Here is a 15,388-nt window from a genome sequence, read left to right on the forward strand (position 1 = left end):
TGGACGTCGCCAGCCCTTCGTCTTACTCCCTTCCGAGGCCGACCAATGAAAAACCTGAAGATTTCCCGCCAGCTCTTCCTGCTGGTCATAGGCATGGTCGTCGCCACAGCCGGTCTGATTTACTACCAGATCCAGATGGCGACCGATTCGATCTATGCCGAGCGCTATGCGATGCTTCGGACGCAAGTGGAATCCGCACTCTCCATCATGCAGTCCTACCATGATCGCGAAAAGGCGGGCGAGCTGACCACTGAAGAGGCGAAGGAACAGGCGTATCGGGCGGTATCGACCATACGGTACAATCCCGATGGCTATGTCTTCGCATACGACTACGACGTGGTGATGCGCATCCATCCCGTTGCTAGCAAGGTCGGAGAAAGCGGCAAGGGCAAGCCCGATCAGACCGGGCATATGTACCGGGACGAAATGGTGAGCGTGGGTAAAGCGGGCGGTGGTATTGTCGACTATTACAGCACCGTCAAGCCGGGTCAGCCCGAGGGCAACTATCTCAAAAGTTCCTACGCAAAAGCATTCGAGCCTTGGGGCATCGTTCTCGCTACCGGTGTCTACGTCGACGACCTCCAGGCCCAGATTCGCAATATGATCCTGAAAGCCTCAGGTATCGGATTTTTTGTCATGCTGCTGCTCGCCGCCGCCGCCTGGTACGTCATTCGCGGGATTACGGTTCCTCTCGCCGCGATCCACAGGTCGCTCGAAGCGGTCGCGGACGAGAACGTGACAATCGCCATTCCGCACACGGAGATGGGCAATGAAGTGGGCATGATGGCCAAGGCAACGCGGTCGCTGCAGGAAAAAGTACGCGAACGCCATGCCATGGCTGCCCGCCAGGAAGAACAAAAGCGCGAACTCGACAGCGAGCGTAGCCAGAATGCCGAGGCGCAGCTCGCCGAAGCTCGCCAGCAGGCGCACGTGGTTTCGACGATCGGCCAGTCGCTTGAGAAGCTCGCGGACGGCGACCTGACCGTTCGCTGTGCCGACCTAGGACCGAAATATGCGGCGCTGCGCGATAACTTCAACGACGCCCTTGCCCGTCTTGAAGAAGCGATGGCCCGCGTCAACCTCAAGGGCAATGACATCGCCGTCTCCAAGGAAGAAATCCGGCGCGCGTCCGGCGAGCTTGCGAGCCGTACCGAGCGCCAGGCGGCCAATCTCGAAGAGACCTCTGCCGCGCTGGACGAGCTGACTGTCGCTGTACGCCAGACGGCAGATGGCGCCCGCGACGCGGCCACCCGCGTCGGCTCGGTCAGCGCCGAGGCGCGCCAGAGCGACGAGATCGTCAGCCGCGCCATCAGCGCAATGAGCGGCATCGAGCAGTCCTCCGCCGAGATCACCAAGATCATCGGCGTGATTGACGAAATCGCCTTCCAGACCAACCTGCTGGCATTGAACGCCGGTGTCGAAGCTGCTCGCGCTGGGGAAAGCGGCAAGGGTTTCGCCGTCGTAGCCCAGGAAGTGCGGGAACTCGCCCAGCGGTCCGCCGCCGCTGCAAAGGAGATCAAGGATCAGATCGCCCGGTCGTCGCAGCAGGTAGAACAGGGTGTGCAACTGGTCGGCGAAGCCGGCGAGGCGCTGAAACGGATCTCCGATCAGATCGCGAGCGCCAACGACATCGTCTCGAAGATCTCGCACAGCGCCCAGGAACAGGACACGACTCTGCGCTCGATCTCGTCGTCGATGAACCAGCTCGATCAGGCGACCCAGCAGAACGCGGCGATGGCCGAAGAGACAACCGCTTCGGCGGAAGTGCTTGCCAACGACACTGGCGACCTGCTGAGCCTCATCCGCAGCTTCAGGGTCTCCGGCTCGTCCGCCAGCAACCTTAACAACACAGCCCAGCAGATGCGTCGAGCCAGCTGATCAAGAGTATCCACCGCCGAAGACCGCCGGGAGCAATTCCGGCGGTCTTTTTTATGTTCTGGCGCCGTCTTTCCTCACTTCGGCTTGCGGGTGGCAGAGAACGTCATGCCGGGCGATGCCAGGCGCTCGCTTGGACCGATCCAGGCATAGGCCAGCAGGCAGGGCTCGGTTTCGCCGGTCGTGATCCGGTGCTCTTGCTCGGCCTTGTTGAGGATCAGCGAACCCGGCGCGTAGACGGCAGTATCATTTTCCGACCATGCACCGGCGATCGAGAGGTAACTTTCCTCGATACCCTTGTGACTGTGTTGCGGATAGGTCGTGTTCGGCGCGAAGAGTACGAAGCCGAGAATGAGCGCATCAGACTTCACCGGTCCCTTCGGTCCGAGAACTTCGCAATAGGCGTATTTGCGTTCGAGCGTCTTCGGCACCCGCACGTAGCCATATTCCCAGGTCAGTTCTTCCTGCAATCGCTCCAGCGCCCGGCTGAAATTGGCCATCACATTACGCTTGCCCAGATCGATGGCGCGCCCGAAATGCGCGACCACCGGCTTCGAAACCGGCTCACGGTCAAGAAGCGGCGGGTCCGCGTCGATGATGCCGGCGAGGATTTCGCGCACGCGCTTGCGATGGCTGCGGATCGCCTTGCTGCCTCCGGCAGAACCGAAGCGATAGAGCGCCTCGAACTCCTGGAGCAGGTAGGTCCAGTTGGGCATGTCGGAAAGGCGGCGTGTCATCGGCGCGGAGATCCGTCTACGGGGTTGGCAATGTCGGAATGAGGCAGGCAGCCTTCATCTGAGCGCGGGATTGATGGGCACGATGACGCGGCCGCGTACCTTGCCTTGGAGGAAATCCGGCGCACGAGCGATGACGTCGGCCAGCGGCAATTCCGTGGCCATCGCATCAAGCTTGTCGAAATCCAGATCCTTGGCCAGGCGCTGCCAGGCGGCGATGCGGTCCGGCTTTGCGCACATGACGCTATCAACACCGGCAAGCGTGACGCCCCGCAGGATGAACGGTGCGACCGTCGTCGGCAGGTCCATACCACCGGCGAGGCCGCAGGCGGCAACCGTACCGCGATAACGGGTGGCTGCAAGAACATTGGCGAGGACGACGCCACCGGCGACATCGATGCCGCCCGCCCAACGTTCCTTGGCCAGTGGCCGCCCCGGCTGGGACAGTTCAGCCCTGTCGACGATGGTCCGGGCGCCGAGGCCGGTCAGGTAGTCGGTTTCATCCAGACGTCCGGTCACGGCCGCGACGTCGTAGCCGAGTTTCGCCAGCAAGGCCACAGCAACACTGCCGACGCCTCCGGCGGCGCCGGTCACCACCACTTCGCCGCTTTCCGGGGTGACGCCGTGCTTTTCGAGGGCCATCACGCAAAGCATCGCGGTGTAGCCGGCCGTGCCGATCGCCATGGCCTGGCGCAGGGTGATGCCTTCCGGCAGCGGCACCAGCCAGTTTCCGTCGAGCCGGGCACGGCCGGCAAGTCCGCCCCAATGTTTTTCACCGACACCCCAGCCGTTCAGCACCACCCGGTCATCAGGATTGAAGGCGGGATTGTCGCTTTCAAGAACGAGCCCTGACAGGTCGACCCCCGGCACCATGGGGAAGCTGCGGACGACGGGCGAGGCCCCCGTCATCGCCAGGGCGTCCTTGTAGTTCAAGGTAGACCACGCGACCTCGACCAATACATCGCCAGCCGGCAGTTGCGCCGTATCCATGGACGTGAGGCGAACCGTCTGGCCCGCTTCGGTCTTGTCGATCAGGATTGCATCGAACATCAGAACCTCCCGTGTTCAGGTGAGCATGGCGAAGAAACCGTCGGCGAAGGCCGACAGTGGATCAGCGCGGCGTTCCAGCTTGGCGCGTAGCACCGCCCCCTCCCAACCGATCCAGAAGAATGCAGCAAGGGCATCGGCATCGTGTCGGCTGGCGACCTCGCCTTCCGCCTGCGCGGCGCGAAGGCATCGAGCGGTGCGGGATTGCCAACCATCGAGGGCGGAAACCAACAGGTCGCGAAACTCCTCGGGTAGCGCACCCATCTCTTGCCCGAGGTTGCCGATCAGGCAGCCGCGGCGGAAATCGTGGCGCGCCATGCCCTGCTCGGCATCGGCGACGAAGGCCCGCAGGCGCGAGAGCGGCGTCAGGCTTTCATCGAGGAACCAGCGGTCCAGTTTCTCGGCGAAATAGGCATGATAGGCTGCGATCAGCACGCGGCCGAAATCGGCCTTGCTGGAAAAGTAGTGGTAGAAGCCGCCCTTGGGCACGCCGGCATGGCGCAGGATTTCGTCGAGGCCAACGGGGGAATAGCCCTTCTCCGTCAGGAAAATCAAACCGGACCTGATAAGTCGCCGGCGAACGTCGGCATCCGCGAGGTCACGCCGGGGCCGGCCGCGCCGACGCGGTTGCTGCGCGGCGTCTTCCATTGTCTCTGTCTGAGCGATCAGGTTCATATCTATTTATTAGACCAAACAGTCTAGTAAATAAAGGGTGCGCCGGCGGTTTAGTCACCTGCTGTGTCGATCCGCTCGACAAGCCGGTCGATCTCACGATCGGAAAAGACGGCGATGCCGGCACGGCGAAGAAGGGCCGCGGTCACGCCGTTGCCCTCATGGCGGCCGCCAGAAAACGAGCCGTCATAGATGAAGCCGGAGCCACAGGATGGACTGCCGTCGATCAAGAGGGCGTAGCGACAGTCCCGCTCCAGAGCATATGCCACAGCCTTTTTGCCGCCGGCGATGAACTGCGCCGTCACGTCACCGCCCGTGATCTCAATCACGCGCGCCCGTCCCGAGAGGACATCCTCACCCGTCATGCCGTTCTCGATCTCGGCGGGCGGACGAGGCGTTGGCAGGCCGCCGGCCTGCTCGGGACAGAAGCCGACCAGCCTGCCCTCCGCCGACCACCGCTCGATGGCGGGATGCGACAGAGGCTTGCCCTTGCCGTCATAGCGAACGGGGCGACCAAGCAGGCAGGCGCTGATGAGGATGTTGGCGGGCATGAAATTAGTCGTCCAAGTGGTGCGGCGTGTCGGCTCTTTCGTGAAGTATGCGAAGGACCTCGACTAAGCCGTCTTCCTGAATGACATAGAAGATAAGATGCGAGCCGCAACGACGACGACGATAGCCTGTTCTCAAGGATGTCACCTCGCCGCCAGAAAACGGATGCGCGCCAATTTCGGCTATCATGCGCAGAATCTGCCTCAGGTACCGCTCGGCCTGTATCTCGGACCAACGATCACGGGTGTAGTCGCCGATATCGAGAAAGTCCTGCCGCGCAGCAGGACTAAGTCGAACCTCAGCCACGGTTCTTCCATCTCTCGCGAACCGAGGCCATCAGGTCTTCGGGTTCGAAGGGCACGGACGGCCCGCTGTTCTCCCCTTCGATCAGCGCGTTGCGCAGCCATTCCACGCGGGCCTCCTCCTCCTTGAGAAGTCGGAGGCCGGCCTCGACCACCTCTTCGGCCGAGCTGAAGCGCCCGCTTTCGAGCTGGGCGTCGATGAAGCTGTCGTAAGGTTCTGCGATGGTGACCTGAACGGGCTTGTTCATGCGGATGTCTCCGTCTGCCTGAGGCCGAACGATATCACAGGTCGCCGGTGTCGCGAAACGGTTGTCAGGTCGTGAAAGACCCCACCGAAGCGGGGCCTGGAATGCTTAGCCTGCTATCTTCGAGAAGTCCGCGACTGTTCCGGTCGCCTCGCGGATGGCCTTCAGGAGGGCTAGGCGGTTGGCGCGGATGGCGGCGTCCTCGTCGTTGACCAGAACATCGTTGAAGAAGGTATCGACCGGGCCGCGCAGCTTCGACAGCGCCTGCATGGCGGAGCGGAAGTCTTCCTTCGCAACAGCGTCGGCCGCTTCCGTGGTCGCCACCTTGATCGCCGCGTACAGCGCCTTTTCCGCGTCGAGCTTCAGCAGCGCCTCGGAGACGGCATCCGCGACGACCGTCCCCTTCTTCTCCTCGGCGGCGAGAAGCTGCGTGGCGCGCTTGGTGCCGGCGAGCAGGTTGATGCCATCTTCGGAGGTGATGAAGGCGGTGAGCGCCTCGGCCTTCCGGGCGACCATCAGCAGGTCATCGGCCTCGTGGGTGAGCACCGCATCGATGATGTCGTGGCGGGCGCCCTGATCGCGGAGGTAGACCTTGAGGCGGTCGTGGAAGAAGGAGAGGAGGTCGGGATCCTTTGCGACAGAAGACAGACCTATGCGAATGCCGCGTTCCAAGACCATCCGCACGACGCCCAACGCCGCACGACGCAGCGCATACGGATCCTTTGAGCCGGTCGGCTTTTCGTCGATCGCCCAGAAACCCACGAGCGTGTCCAGCTTATCCGCCAGCGCCACCGTCAGCCCCACCTTGTCTTCCGGGAGGCGATCCGACGGGCCGTTCGGCTTCCAGTGGTCCTCGATCGCGGCGGCGACGGAGGGGTTCTCACCCTGAAGCAGCGCGTACTTGCGGCCCATGGCGCCTTGAAGTTCGGGGAATTCGCCGACGGCCTCGGTACGCAGGTCGGCCTTGGCGAGTACCACGGCACGGTCGACAAGCGCGGCGTCGGCTCCGAGGATCGGGGCGAGCTCCCTCGCCAAAGCCCGGATGCGCTCAACGCGCTGCCCTTGGGTGCCGAGCTTCGCGTGGAAGGTGACGTTGAGCGCGTCGAGCTTGGCCATGCGCTGGTCGAGCGGCTTCTTGAGGTCGAGGCCGAACTTGGCGGCCGCGGGCTTCAGCGTGTCGAGGTCCGGCAGGTCGCCCTGGTCCCGCTTCCAGAAATGCAGCGCGTCGGAGAGACGGGCACGCACGACCTTGCCGTTGCCGTGCATGATCTCCTTGCCGCCGTCCTTCGCCTCGATGTTGGAGACGAGGATGAAGTGGTTGGAGAGCCCGTCCGTCTCGCCGTTCGGCCGGGTGACGAAGCACTTCTGGTTGGTCTTGATCGTCAGGCGGATGATCTCGGCCGGGATCGACAGGAAGTCGCTCTCGAATGTGCCGAGCAGCACGTGCGGGTACTCCACGAGACCGGACACTTCCTCCAGCAGGCCCTCGTCCTCGACGAGGTCCAGGCCGTTGGCGAAAGCAAGGTTCGCGGCATCCTGCGCAATGATCTGCTTGCGGCGCTCTGCGTCGAGCACGACCTTCGCCTTTTCGAGGCTCGAGACGTAATCGTCGAAGCGGCGCACGGTGATCGCCTCCGGCGCGTGGAAGCGATGGCCGTAGGTGACGTTGCCGGCCACGATGCTATCGATCTCGAAGGGGATGACCTGGGTTTCGTCGTGCTCGGTGCCGAAGGTGCAGACAATCGACTGCAGCGGGCGGACCCAGCGCAGGCTTTCCGAACCCTTGCCTTCAATCCCGGCGTAACTGGAGCCCTTCGGCATGGAGGCCGCGCCGGAGCGCATCGACTTCGGCCAGGGGAAGGTGCGGATGATACCGGGCATGACCTCGGCGACGATTTCTTCCGCCGCGCGGCCCGGCTTGTCGAGATAGGCGACGTAGAAATCGCCCTTCTTCGGGTCGGTCTTCACCACGGCCTGATCGATGGATGAAAGGCCTGCACCGCGCAGGAAGCCTTCGATCGCCTGCTGCGGCGCGCTGACGCTCGGGCCCTTCTTTTCCTCGCGGACATCGGCCGAGCGGGCGGAAAGGCCGCGAATATCGAGCGTCAGCCGACGCGGCGTCCAGTATTCGCGGGCGCCCTCGTAATGCAGACCGGCCTCGACCAGCGCGTCGGTGACGAGCTTCTTCAGGTCGCCGGCCGCCTTGCGCTGCATGCGGGCGGGAATTTCCTCGGAGCGGAGTTCGAGCAGAAGATCGGGCATGGGAAACAGCTTCGTCGGTTGCTTGGGGTTGCGGCGGACTTAGCAAGCCGTGGGGGAAAAGCCAAGGGAAACTGAGGGGATGCGCAGCGACTGGCGGATGGCCGCTAGTTCAAAAGCCTACGCCAAAGCAGGAGGCCGGCCACCAGGGCTGTGACACCGACGAGCGCGAAGGGGACGACCGCGCTGCCCGCCCCTGGGCTAGCGGCCACGCTCCACCCTATCTTGCCGGCAGCTCCGAGAAGCGCCACCGCAAGTCCCAGACGCCATGACCGACGCCAGAAGGCGGCAATCAACGCGGTGGCATAGAGGAGGATCGCGGCCAAACCGGCCATCGAGGACGACGTCCAGCCATTTCGCAACACCGCTCTTTCCATCGCAAGGAACGTCTCGACATCCGGCCGTACCTCATCCGGTGTCGGAAACCAGAACATGGATGACAGGATCGCCAGGACACTCAGCATGACGCCCGCCATCGACCGATGCCACGCGCTGTAGCAAAGCGGCAGCAAAAGCAGCGGACGAACGGCCCAGGATGCCGTGTTCTGGTGCCGCTCGAACGCCCATTCGAAAAAGCGGTCGCTGCTGAAGAACGCCGCCAACAGCATGAAGATCGCCAGTAACGCGATCACAGCCAGAACACGATCGGCCCGCTTCGTCATAATCATGTCCGCTGGCCTACCAGCCGCCACCGCCGCCGCCGCCGCCACCGCCGCCCGAGAAACTGCCGCCACCGCCGGAACTCGACTTCGGCTGCGGGATGGTGGACGCGATGGTCGACGCCATGGAGGAGGAAAAACCGCCGATACGGTCTGAAAAATCGCCCATGGAGCCGCCGTGATACCACGCGGGGCTGTAGGCGGTGGCGGCCGCGGCACCGGCAGCAGCTGTCGCGAGCCAGGCCTCGAAGGCTTTCGTCCATGGCTTCTCGACGCCGAGAGCCACCGCATAGGGCAGGAGCGTCTCGAAGTGCTGCGGCGACATGGTCGGCGCGCCGGCCATGTTCAGCCGGTCCTTCTCGGCCAGCGTCAGATAGGTGCGCAACCCTTCGATCCCGTCCATCAGCTTGCGCCCAAGCGGGGTGGGAGCGCCCATCAGGAAGTAGAAGACGACATTCAACAGCACGATGCCAGCGACCGCGATCGGCGCTGCAAGCCCGCCTGCCTCAATGACCTCGAAGATAACAGTCAGGACGATCGTCCCAGCGGTGGAGATCGCCGCGAACCCGAAAAAGGCGATCATGAGAACCGAGACGATACGGGAGGCAAGCGATCGTCCACGGCGAAAACTCTGACCGACATTGATCGAGAAGAAACCAAAGAAGGCGGAGAAGAAGATCGGGAGGACCATAAGCGGTACGGAATCCTCCGGAATATTGCCGAAGAAGAACAGCGCGACGAGGAAGACGACGCTGATCGCCACGCCGCCGAACACATAGCCGGCATTGTGCTTGTAGTACTTGCCGCGATGTTCGCGCTCGATCGCGTCACGGAACCGCTTGCCGGCCTTCTGGACCGCCGGGCCGTTTTCCTTGTCGATCATGAAGATACCGCCGGCAGCGTCGACCTCCTTGAGCAGCGCACGCTGTCCTGCCGGAAGGTCGCCGGGGACCGGTTTCGTGGTTCGCCTGATGGTGACCTCCCTGTCGAGGTCATCCAATTCAACATACCCCTTCACTGCAAGATCGATGGCAGAGGCGGAGAAGGCGGTCCAGCCGGCGCCGGAGAAGCCCTTGTTGTCGACGTAGTTGACCAGCGCCGGCGAGAGGCCATCCGGAGCGTCCCAGCGTGGAACGATGACACCGGAGGCGGGATCGCGTCCCACGAACATCCAGGATCGGAGATAATAGAAGAATACAACGGCGAGACCGCCGAAGCCGATGAAGGCGGCCGCGTAGTCGCGCCAGAACCAGCGCAGCTGCTGCGCATCCGAGGGCTCCGCCAGCACACCCTTGGGAATGCCCACCAGAATCGTCAAACCTTCATTGGCCCCAAGCGGCCGCGTCGTCTCGAAGCGGGCGATATTTCCCTCGCTGCGCGCGCGGGCGCCCTTGCCCTCCTCGCCGTAACCTCCTGTGAAATAATCGGTTTCTGTCGGACGAGCACCATCGGGCAGCGTCACGGTCGCCGAAACCCGCCTTACCGGGAACTGCCAGCCAGTGCCGTTGACGTTCCAGTAGAGTTCATCTTGGTCATGGTAGCGCAGTATCCATCTGTCGGTGGTGTAGGTGATGCGATAGGTGTGAAGGCCCGGTTCGAGCAGGATGTCCGCCGAGCCTGCGTAGATGCGAATGCCGCCGGAGATCGTTTCTGTGTGATAGGCTTCCGGCTCGTCGTCCCGTTCGACCGAAATCAGCTCGAAATCCGCATCGATCAGCCGGCCGTCCTGCGTTCTCGTGCGCAAGGGAAAGTCACGGAAGATGCCCCGGCGTATGTCGTTTCCCTCCGCGTTGACCGTTATGGTCTCGGTCACGGTGAGCGAGGCATCATCCTTGATGGCAATGTCGGAATGATAGGACTGGATATATTCCTCGGCGAGCGCAGGTTGCTGCGACAGAAGAAGACTGACGGCGAGCGCCAGAACCAGACCGAAAAGCGTTCTCATGAAATGCCTCCGTGATGGAGGTCTTCTTATACGGGAGAGGGTCGCGCGATGGAACATCCACCGAGACCCTCAAAGAGGCTGGGCCGCGAGTTGCGGCCCGCCTTCTCGTCCGTCAGTTTTCCTCAACGGAAATGCCGTTCTTGCCGATGCTGAGTTCGACGCCCTTCGGCTCGGTCTCTTCCTGATAGACGTAAGCGCCGAGGCCGATGACGGCAACGACCAGAGCGCCGATGACGAGATAAAGACCGTTGGTGCGGCTCATGAACATACTCCCCTGAAATGCGGCGCACGCCTTTGCGCGCCGAGGCCAGCGGAAAATGCCTTTACGATCAGAATGTTCCCCGACACATCAGGAATATTTGACGCCAAGCGAGGACAGGGCATCCCAGTACGCAGGGTATGTTTTGGCAACGCAGCCGGGATCAAGGATCGTGATGCCGGAGATTTTCAGGCCGGCGAGCGCGAAGCTCATGGCGATGCGATGATCGGCAAAGGTGTCGATCTCGGCAGGGAGGGTCTGACCCACGAGCGCCGGGTCGGAGGCGACGATAAGGTCATCCCCCTCCTCCGTTGCAAGGCCCGGCCGGATGTTATTGAGGCCGGTCGATAGCGCGCGGATGCGGTCGCATTCCTTGACCCGCAGGTTGGCGATTCCGACGAAACGCACCGGCGTCTCGTTGAAGGCGGCGAGCACCGCGATGGTCGGAATGGCATCCTGCATCTGCGAGCCGTCGATGACAGCAGGCATATGCGGAAAGGCGGCGATCACCGCATGGGCCTTCGCGTCGGGCTGGGTGAATGCCTCGGCAGGCGTACCGATGTCAATCGTGCCGCCGGTCATGACTTCGGCGCCCCAGAGATAGGTCGCGGCCGAGGCGTCGGGCTCGATGTGGAAATCTGTCGCCGTATAGCCTGTTGGTTCTATGCGCCACGAGGCGGGCGTCGGCTGGGAGACCTTCGCACCGAAGGCCCGCATGGCGGCGAGCGTTAGGTCGATATAACCACGCGCGCCGATATCCGCGCCGGCAAGTTCGATGGTGAAGGGTTCCGATCCGCAGGCGGCAGCCATCTGCAGGGCGGAAACGTACTGGCTGGAGAGCCCACCGTCGATGACCACATGGTTGCTGGTGAAAGCACCCGTCGCCTCGATCGTCACAGGCGGGCAACCGGTGGGCGCATCGATCGCCACACCAAGCGATTTCAGAGCATCGACCAGCGGCTTGATCGGCCGCTTGCGCATGTGTTCGTCTCCATCGACGACGTAGCGTCCGTTGCCCAGCGCTAACGCTGCCGTCAGAAAGCGGGTGGCCGTGCCGGCATTTCCAAGGAAAAGCGGTCCGGCCGGGGGCTTCAGTTCACCCATGCTGGTGACGACCAAGGTCGTGGCATCCGGCTCGTCGACAATCACACCCATCGCGCGCAGGGCTTCCGCCATATAGCGGGTATCGTCGCTCTTCAGCGCGCCCGTCAGCCGACTCGTCCCTTTCGCAAGACCGGCCAGCAACAGGGCGCGATTGGTGATCGACTTGGACCCGGGCGGGCTCACACGCCCGGTGAGAGGGCCGCCGGGCGGAACAATGGTCAGCTTGTCAGTTTTCATGCGTGGTCTCGAAGCGGATATCCCGCAATTAGAATTTCACGGCGGGCACAGCGCGGTCCGCCTCGTTGGTGATCTCGAAATACGGCTTTTTGGAAAAGCCGAACTGGCCAGCGACCAGATTGGACGGGAAGCTCTCGACCCTGACATTGAGATCGCGTGCGGCTCCATTGTAGTAGCGACGCGACATCTGGATTTCGCCCTCGACCGTTTCAAGAGAGCGCTGCAATTCGAGGAAGTTCTCGTTGGCCTTCAGATCCGGATAGGCTTCGGCGAGTGCTATCACCCGGCCCAATGCCTGGCCGAGCAGCCCCTCAGCCTGGGCTCGACCTTCGACATCGCCGGTCGGAACCGACTGCGCCTTGTTGCGAAGGGCGACAACCTCCTCAAGCGTCGTCTTCTCGTGGGTAGCATAACCCTTCACGGTCTCGATCAGATTCGGAATGAGATCGGCGCGACGCTTCAGTTGAACGTCGATACCAGACCAGGCTTCCTCGACCATCTGCCTGGATTTCACCAATCCGTTGTAGATGACGATGGCGTAGAGCGCGATTGCGACCAGAATTGCAAGCGTGACATACATGAAGGAACCCCTCCCAACCTGTGATGGGGCGGAAACTAGCCGCTCGCCGTACCAAAGTCATGCGTTAATACGCTTGCCTCCGGCCCGTCGACAAGCACCCTGTCCGCGGCTCGATTGAAATCGCTCATGATGGAGGCGAGGACCATCAGCAGAATGAGCGCCATGATCGCGGCAAGCGCTACGCCGAGCATCATCCAGCGCCCCTCCTCCGGCATCGAGAAGTCATCGACCGCGTGAAGGCCAACGGAGCGGATGAGCCCTAAAGCCAACAAGCCAAGCAAAACCACCATCGTAGGCCTCACGACGAAGGGGCTCGCCTTTTCGCCGTTCACAGATGCGGCGAAGTGCTCAAGGTCCAACAGCGTGTAGAGCGGCATCCAGAGATTCACTACCGGCACCAAAAAGCCCAAGACCGCGACGGCAGGCGAATAACGCACCGACCCGCTCTCGACCGACCGGGCGGCCCTCACGGCAACAGCGATCCAGCGCAGCCAGAAATAGATCGTGAAGATGGAGAGTCCGATGAGGCAGAGGTCGAACAGCGGCAACCAGACCACGATTGCTGCAACCGGACCGCGATCGAATAGCGCGCGCTCGATCCAGCTTCCGATCGCGAGTTGGTGATTCAGGGCAGAGAGATAGAGCGCTCCGGCACCGCCGATGACAAGAAGGATACCGGTGACGACCGCCGACAGCCGCCAGAACAAGACCGCGATCCTCAGACGTCGACGCAGTCTCTCCAGCGGCATCGGTTTCGCCTCAGGCCGCCCTGCCCCAGTTTACACCACCCGCATCGGTCAACAGGAAGGCTTCTCCGCATTCCTTGGCGAGCGCGCGCACGCGGCCGATATAGCTCTGCCTCTCCGTCACGGAAATCACGCCACGGGCATCGAGCAGGTTGAAGATGTGAGATGCCTTGATGCACTGGTCATAGGCGGGGAACACGCACTTGTGCAGGCGCTGGTTCTCGCTGTCAGCGGGCGCGCCGGCGGCAAGAAGCGCCTGGCATTCCTCCTCGGCATCGATGAAATGACGATGCAACATCTCGGTGTTGGCGAACTCGAAATTGTGCCGGGAATATTCCTGCTCTGCCTGCAGGAAGACTTCGCCATACGAGATCTTTTCCTCGCCCTCGCGACCGTTGAAATTCAGGTCGTAGACGTTGTCGACACCCTGGACATACATTGCGAGGCGCTCGAGACCGTATGTCAGTTCGCCTGCTACCGGCGAGCACTCGATGCCGCAGACCTGCTGGAAATAGGTGAACTGCGAGACTTCCATACCATCGCACCAGCACTCCCAGCCGAGCCCCCAGGCGCCGAGCGTCGGGCTTTCCCAGTCGTCCTCGACAAAGCGGATGTCATGCAGCAGCGGGTCGAGACCGATGGCCTTCAGCGAGCCGAGGTAGAGTTCCTGGAGGTTCGACGGGTTCGGCTTCAGGATGACCTGATACTGGTAATAGTGCTGCAGACGGTTCGGGTTTTCCCCGTAGCGGCCGTCGGACGGGCGTCGGGACGGCTGCACATAGGCGGCCTTCCACGGCTTGGGACCGAGTGCGCGCAACGTGGTAGCCGGGTGGAAGGTGCCGGCGCCGACCTCCATGTCGTACGGTTGCAGAACGGCGCAGCCCTTGTCTGCCCAGTAGTTGTGCAGCGTCAAGATCAGCGCCTGGAATGATCGCTTCGGGTCCATGTGCGGGGCGAGGCTGGTATCGGTCATTGAATTTTCGGTCCGGCAACTGGGTCTGGATATTAGCCCGACTGGTGCCACGATGGCGTTCATGGGTCAAGGGATGCGACGGGCACGCGCTATCGAGCTCAAATCACTCATCATCGCGCTTCACGCGATACTCGCCCGTTTTCTCGTCCTTCACCAACGTGCCGATTGCGCCGTTTTCCTGCTCCTTCTGCATCTCCTGGGACCGCTTCTGCAGCTTCTGCGCGTCGGCGACGAACCGGCGATAGAGCAGAAGCGCGCCACCGACGAGCAAAAGCAGGAATACGAGTTGCGGCATAAATCCCCCTCAGCCGATCAAAGCCCGAAACGGCTCCACAATGCCCTTTCCTCAACAGTCTCGGCAAGGCCGGTAGCAGCAGCAGCAGCGATGCGTTCCGCCGACAAACCGGAGACACCCGGCGTGCGGCGGCCGAAGAAATCGCGGGCCCCGGTGACGAGTTCGAGTTTCGCCTCCTTGCCATAGCGCTCGCGAACAATCTGGCGCATATGACCAAGACCATCCACAAGACCGAGCTCAAAGCCCTTTATCCCCGTCCAGAACAGGCCGGAAAACAGCGTCGAATCGTCCGCGAGACGTGCACCGCGACGAGATTTCACCATATCGATGAACACCTGGTGGATTTCGACCTGCAACGACTTCAGATATTCGATGTCGCTTTCCTTCTCGGGCTGGAAGGGATCGAGGATCACCTTGTTTTCACCGGCTGTGTAGACGCGGCGTTCGACGCCGATCTTCTTCAGCATTTCCGGGAAACCGAAGCCGCCGGAGACAACACCAATCGAACCGACGATCGACGTCGGGTCGGCGTGAATCTCGTCACCGGCGAGCGCGATCATATAGCCGCCCGAGGCCGCGACATCCTCGACGAAGACGAGAACCGTCTTCTTCTTTTCATCCGCCAAAGCGCGGATGCGTTCGAAGATCAGGCGAGACTGCACGGGCGAGCCGCCAGGCGAATTGATCGCGATCGCAACGGCCGGAGCATCTTTCTTCGAAAACGCCTTCTCGAGCATTGGAGCGACACTTGCAAGGTTGAGTGCCGGCTTGAACTTGCTGCCTCCGGTCATGATCGCGCCTTCGAGGCGAACAACCGGGATGACGGTCTTCTTCTTCCTGAACCGGGCCGGCAACAAACTCTTAAAACGCTCCATCATGCTCCGTACTTCCTGCAATCACATTGTGA

17 protein-coding genes are annotated in these 15,388 nt (G+C 62.2%); 1 reads left to right on the forward strand and 16 read right to left on the reverse strand.

Annotated elements, in window-relative coordinates; all coding sequences use genetic code 11:
* Positions 1-45 precede the first annotated feature (45 nt).
* Positions 46-1,878: a methyl-accepting chemotaxis protein gene (locus J5J10_RS13825; RefSeq protein ID WP_211930323.1), complete on the forward strand. Its 1,833-nt coding sequence runs from the start codon at positions 46-48 to the stop codon at positions 1,876-1,878.
* Between the two features lie 74 nt (positions 1,879-1,952).
* Here the strand turns inward: J5J10_RS13825 and J5J10_RS13830 are convergent, their stop codons facing one another.
* The 16 genes from J5J10_RS13830 to J5J10_RS13905 form a co-directional block, all read right to left on the reverse strand.
* Positions 1,953-2,612, reverse strand: coding sequence for a dimethylsulfonioproprionate lyase family protein (locus J5J10_RS13830; RefSeq protein WP_211930324.1), 660 nt, complete (start codon positions 2,610-2,612; stop codon positions 1,953-1,955).
* Positions 2,613-2,666: 54 nt separating this feature from the next.
* Positions 2,667-3,659, reverse strand: a complete 993-nt coding sequence (locus J5J10_RS13835) for an MDR family oxidoreductase (RefSeq protein WP_211930325.1) — start codon at positions 3,657-3,659, stop codon at positions 2,667-2,669.
* A gap of 15 nt (positions 3,660-3,674) precedes the next feature.
* A complete protein-coding gene (locus J5J10_RS13840; RefSeq protein WP_211930326.1) occupies positions 3,675-4,304 on the reverse strand; it encodes a TetR/AcrR family transcriptional regulator in 630 nt (209 codons plus the stop codon).
* A 77-nt stretch (positions 4,305-4,381) separates the two neighbouring features.
* Positions 4,382-4,879 carry a DUF523 domain-containing protein gene (locus J5J10_RS13845; protein WP_211930327.1) on the reverse strand — a complete coding sequence of 166 codons (498 nt, stop codon included), beginning with the start codon at positions 4,877-4,879 and terminating at the stop codon, positions 4,382-4,384.
* Positions 4,880-4,883: 4 nt separating this feature from the next.
* Positions 4,884-5,183 carry a type II toxin-antitoxin system RelE/ParE family toxin gene (locus J5J10_RS13850; protein WP_211930328.1) on the reverse strand — a complete coding sequence of 100 codons (300 nt, stop codon included), beginning with the start codon at positions 5,181-5,183 and terminating at the stop codon, positions 4,884-4,886.
* Positions 5,176-5,427, reverse strand: coding sequence for a type II toxin-antitoxin system ParD family antitoxin (locus J5J10_RS13855; RefSeq protein WP_211930329.1), 252 nt, complete (start codon positions 5,425-5,427; stop codon positions 5,176-5,178). The genes J5J10_RS13850 and J5J10_RS13855 overlap by 8 nt, the downstream gene beginning before the upstream one ends.
* Before the next feature lie 105 nt (positions 5,428-5,532).
* Positions 5,533-7,686 carry a glycine--tRNA ligase subunit beta gene (gene glyS / locus J5J10_RS13860; protein WP_211930330.1) on the reverse strand — a complete coding sequence of 718 codons (2,154 nt, stop codon included), beginning with the start codon at positions 7,684-7,686 and terminating at the stop codon, positions 5,533-5,535.
* 104 nt (positions 7,687-7,790) lie between these two features.
* Positions 7,791-8,351: a hypothetical protein gene (locus tag J5J10_RS13865; RefSeq protein ID WP_211930331.1), complete on the reverse strand. Its 561-nt coding sequence runs from the start codon at positions 8,349-8,351 to the stop codon at positions 7,791-7,793.
* 10 nt (positions 8,352-8,361) lie between these two features.
* Positions 8,362-10,287, reverse strand: coding sequence for a DUF2207 domain-containing protein (locus tag J5J10_RS13870; RefSeq protein ID WP_211930332.1), 1,926 nt, complete (start codon positions 10,285-10,287; stop codon positions 8,362-8,364).
* A 112-nt stretch (positions 10,288-10,399) separates the two neighbouring features.
* A complete protein-coding gene (locus J5J10_RS13875) occupies positions 10,400-10,549 on the reverse strand; it encodes a hypothetical protein (protein WP_211930333.1) in 150 nt (49 codons plus the stop codon).
* A gap of 87 nt (positions 10,550-10,636) precedes the next feature.
* The gene (locus J5J10_RS13880) at positions 10,637-11,887 is read right to left on the reverse strand and encodes a 3-phosphoshikimate 1-carboxyvinyltransferase (RefSeq protein WP_211930334.1); all 1,251 of its coding nucleotides are present in this window, start codon (positions 11,885-11,887) and stop codon (positions 10,637-10,639) included.
* Positions 11,888-11,915: 28 nt separating this feature from the next.
* Positions 11,916-12,467 carry a LemA family protein gene (locus tag J5J10_RS13885; protein ID WP_208548563.1) on the reverse strand — a complete coding sequence of 184 codons (552 nt, stop codon included), beginning with the start codon at positions 12,465-12,467 and terminating at the stop codon, positions 11,916-11,918.
* 35 nt (positions 12,468-12,502) lie between these two features.
* A complete protein-coding gene (locus tag J5J10_RS13890; protein ID WP_211930335.1) occupies positions 12,503-13,216 on the reverse strand; it encodes a DUF4328 domain-containing protein in 714 nt (237 codons plus the stop codon).
* Positions 13,217-13,226: 10 nt separating this feature from the next.
* Complete coding sequence (locus J5J10_RS13895) at positions 13,227-14,159, reverse strand: glycine--tRNA ligase subunit alpha (protein WP_211931244.1); 933 nt, start codon at positions 14,157-14,159, stop codon at positions 13,227-13,229.
* A gap of 130 nt (positions 14,160-14,289) precedes the next feature.
* Entirely contained in the window at positions 14,290-14,481 is a 192-nt protein-coding gene (locus tag J5J10_RS13900) for a hypothetical protein (RefSeq protein ID WP_208548561.1), read from the reverse strand.
* A 17-nt stretch (positions 14,482-14,498) separates the two neighbouring features.
* Complete coding sequence (locus tag J5J10_RS13905; RefSeq protein WP_211931245.1) at positions 14,499-15,356, reverse strand: S49 family peptidase; 858 nt, start codon at positions 15,354-15,356, stop codon at positions 14,499-14,501.
* Between the last annotated feature and the right edge of the window lie 32 nt (positions 15,357-15,388).

Source organism: Ciceribacter sp. L1K23, assembly GCF_018122705.1.
Lineage (GTDB): Bacteria > Pseudomonadota > Alphaproteobacteria > Rhizobiales > Rhizobiaceae > Allorhizobium.

What these genes read in the sequence shown, in the direction of transcription:
- J5J10_RS13825 (WP_211930323.1), top strand. Translation starts at nt 46, where the DNA reads ATGAAAAACCTGAAGATTTCCCGCCAGCTCTTCCTGCTGGTCATAGGC.
- J5J10_RS13830 (WP_211930324.1), bottom strand. Translation starts at nt 2,612, where the DNA reads ATGACACGCCGCCTTTCCGACATGCCCAACTGGACCTACCTGCTCCAG.
- J5J10_RS13835 (WP_211930325.1), bottom strand. Translation starts at nt 3,659, where the DNA reads ATGTTCGATGCAATCCTGATCGACAAGACCGAAGCGGGCCAGACGGTT.
- J5J10_RS13840 (WP_211930326.1), bottom strand. Translation starts at nt 4,304, where the DNA reads ATGGAAGACGCCGCGCAGCAACCGCGTCGGCGCGGCCGGCCCCGGCGT.
- J5J10_RS13845 (WP_211930327.1), bottom strand. Translation starts at nt 4,879, where the DNA reads ATGCCCGCCAACATCCTCATCAGCGCCTGCCTGCTTGGTCGCCCCGTT.
- J5J10_RS13855 (WP_211930329.1), bottom strand. Translation starts at nt 5,427, where the DNA reads ATGAACAAGCCCGTTCAGGTCACCATCGCAGAACCTTACGACAGCTTC.
- glyS (WP_211930330.1), bottom strand. Translation starts at nt 7,686, where the DNA reads ATGCCCGATCTTCTGCTCGAACTCCGCTCCGAGGAAATTCCCGCCCGC.
- J5J10_RS13865 (WP_211930331.1), bottom strand. Translation starts at nt 8,351, where the DNA reads ATGATTATGACGAAGCGGGCCGATCGTGTTCTGGCTGTGATCGCGTTA.
- J5J10_RS13870 (WP_211930332.1), bottom strand. Translation starts at nt 10,287, where the DNA reads ATGAGAACGCTTTTCGGTCTGGTTCTGGCGCTCGCCGTCAGTCTTCTT.
- J5J10_RS13875 (WP_211930333.1), bottom strand. Translation starts at nt 10,549, where the DNA reads ATGAGCCGCACCAACGGTCTTTATCTCGTCATCGGCGCTCTGGTCGTT.
- J5J10_RS13880 (WP_211930334.1), bottom strand. Translation starts at nt 11,887, where the DNA reads ATGAAAACTGACAAGCTGACCATTGTTCCGCCCGGCGGCCCTCTCACC.
- J5J10_RS13885 (WP_208548563.1), bottom strand. Translation starts at nt 12,467, where the DNA reads ATGTATGTCACGCTTGCAATTCTGGTCGCAATCGCGCTCTACGCCATC.
- J5J10_RS13890 (WP_211930335.1), bottom strand. Translation starts at nt 13,216, where the DNA reads ATGCCGCTGGAGAGACTGCGTCGACGTCTGAGGATCGCGGTCTTGTTC.
- J5J10_RS13895 (WP_211931244.1), bottom strand. Translation starts at nt 14,159, where the DNA reads ATGGACCCGAAGCGATCATTCCAGGCGCTGATCTTGACGCTGCACAAC.
- J5J10_RS13900 (WP_208548561.1), bottom strand. Translation starts at nt 14,481, where the DNA reads ATGCCGCAACTCGTATTCCTGCTTTTGCTCGTCGGTGGCGCGCTTCTG.
- J5J10_RS13905 (WP_211931245.1), bottom strand. Translation starts at nt 15,356, where the DNA reads ATGGAGCGTTTTAAGAGTTTGTTGCCGGCCCGGTTCAGGAAGAAGAAG.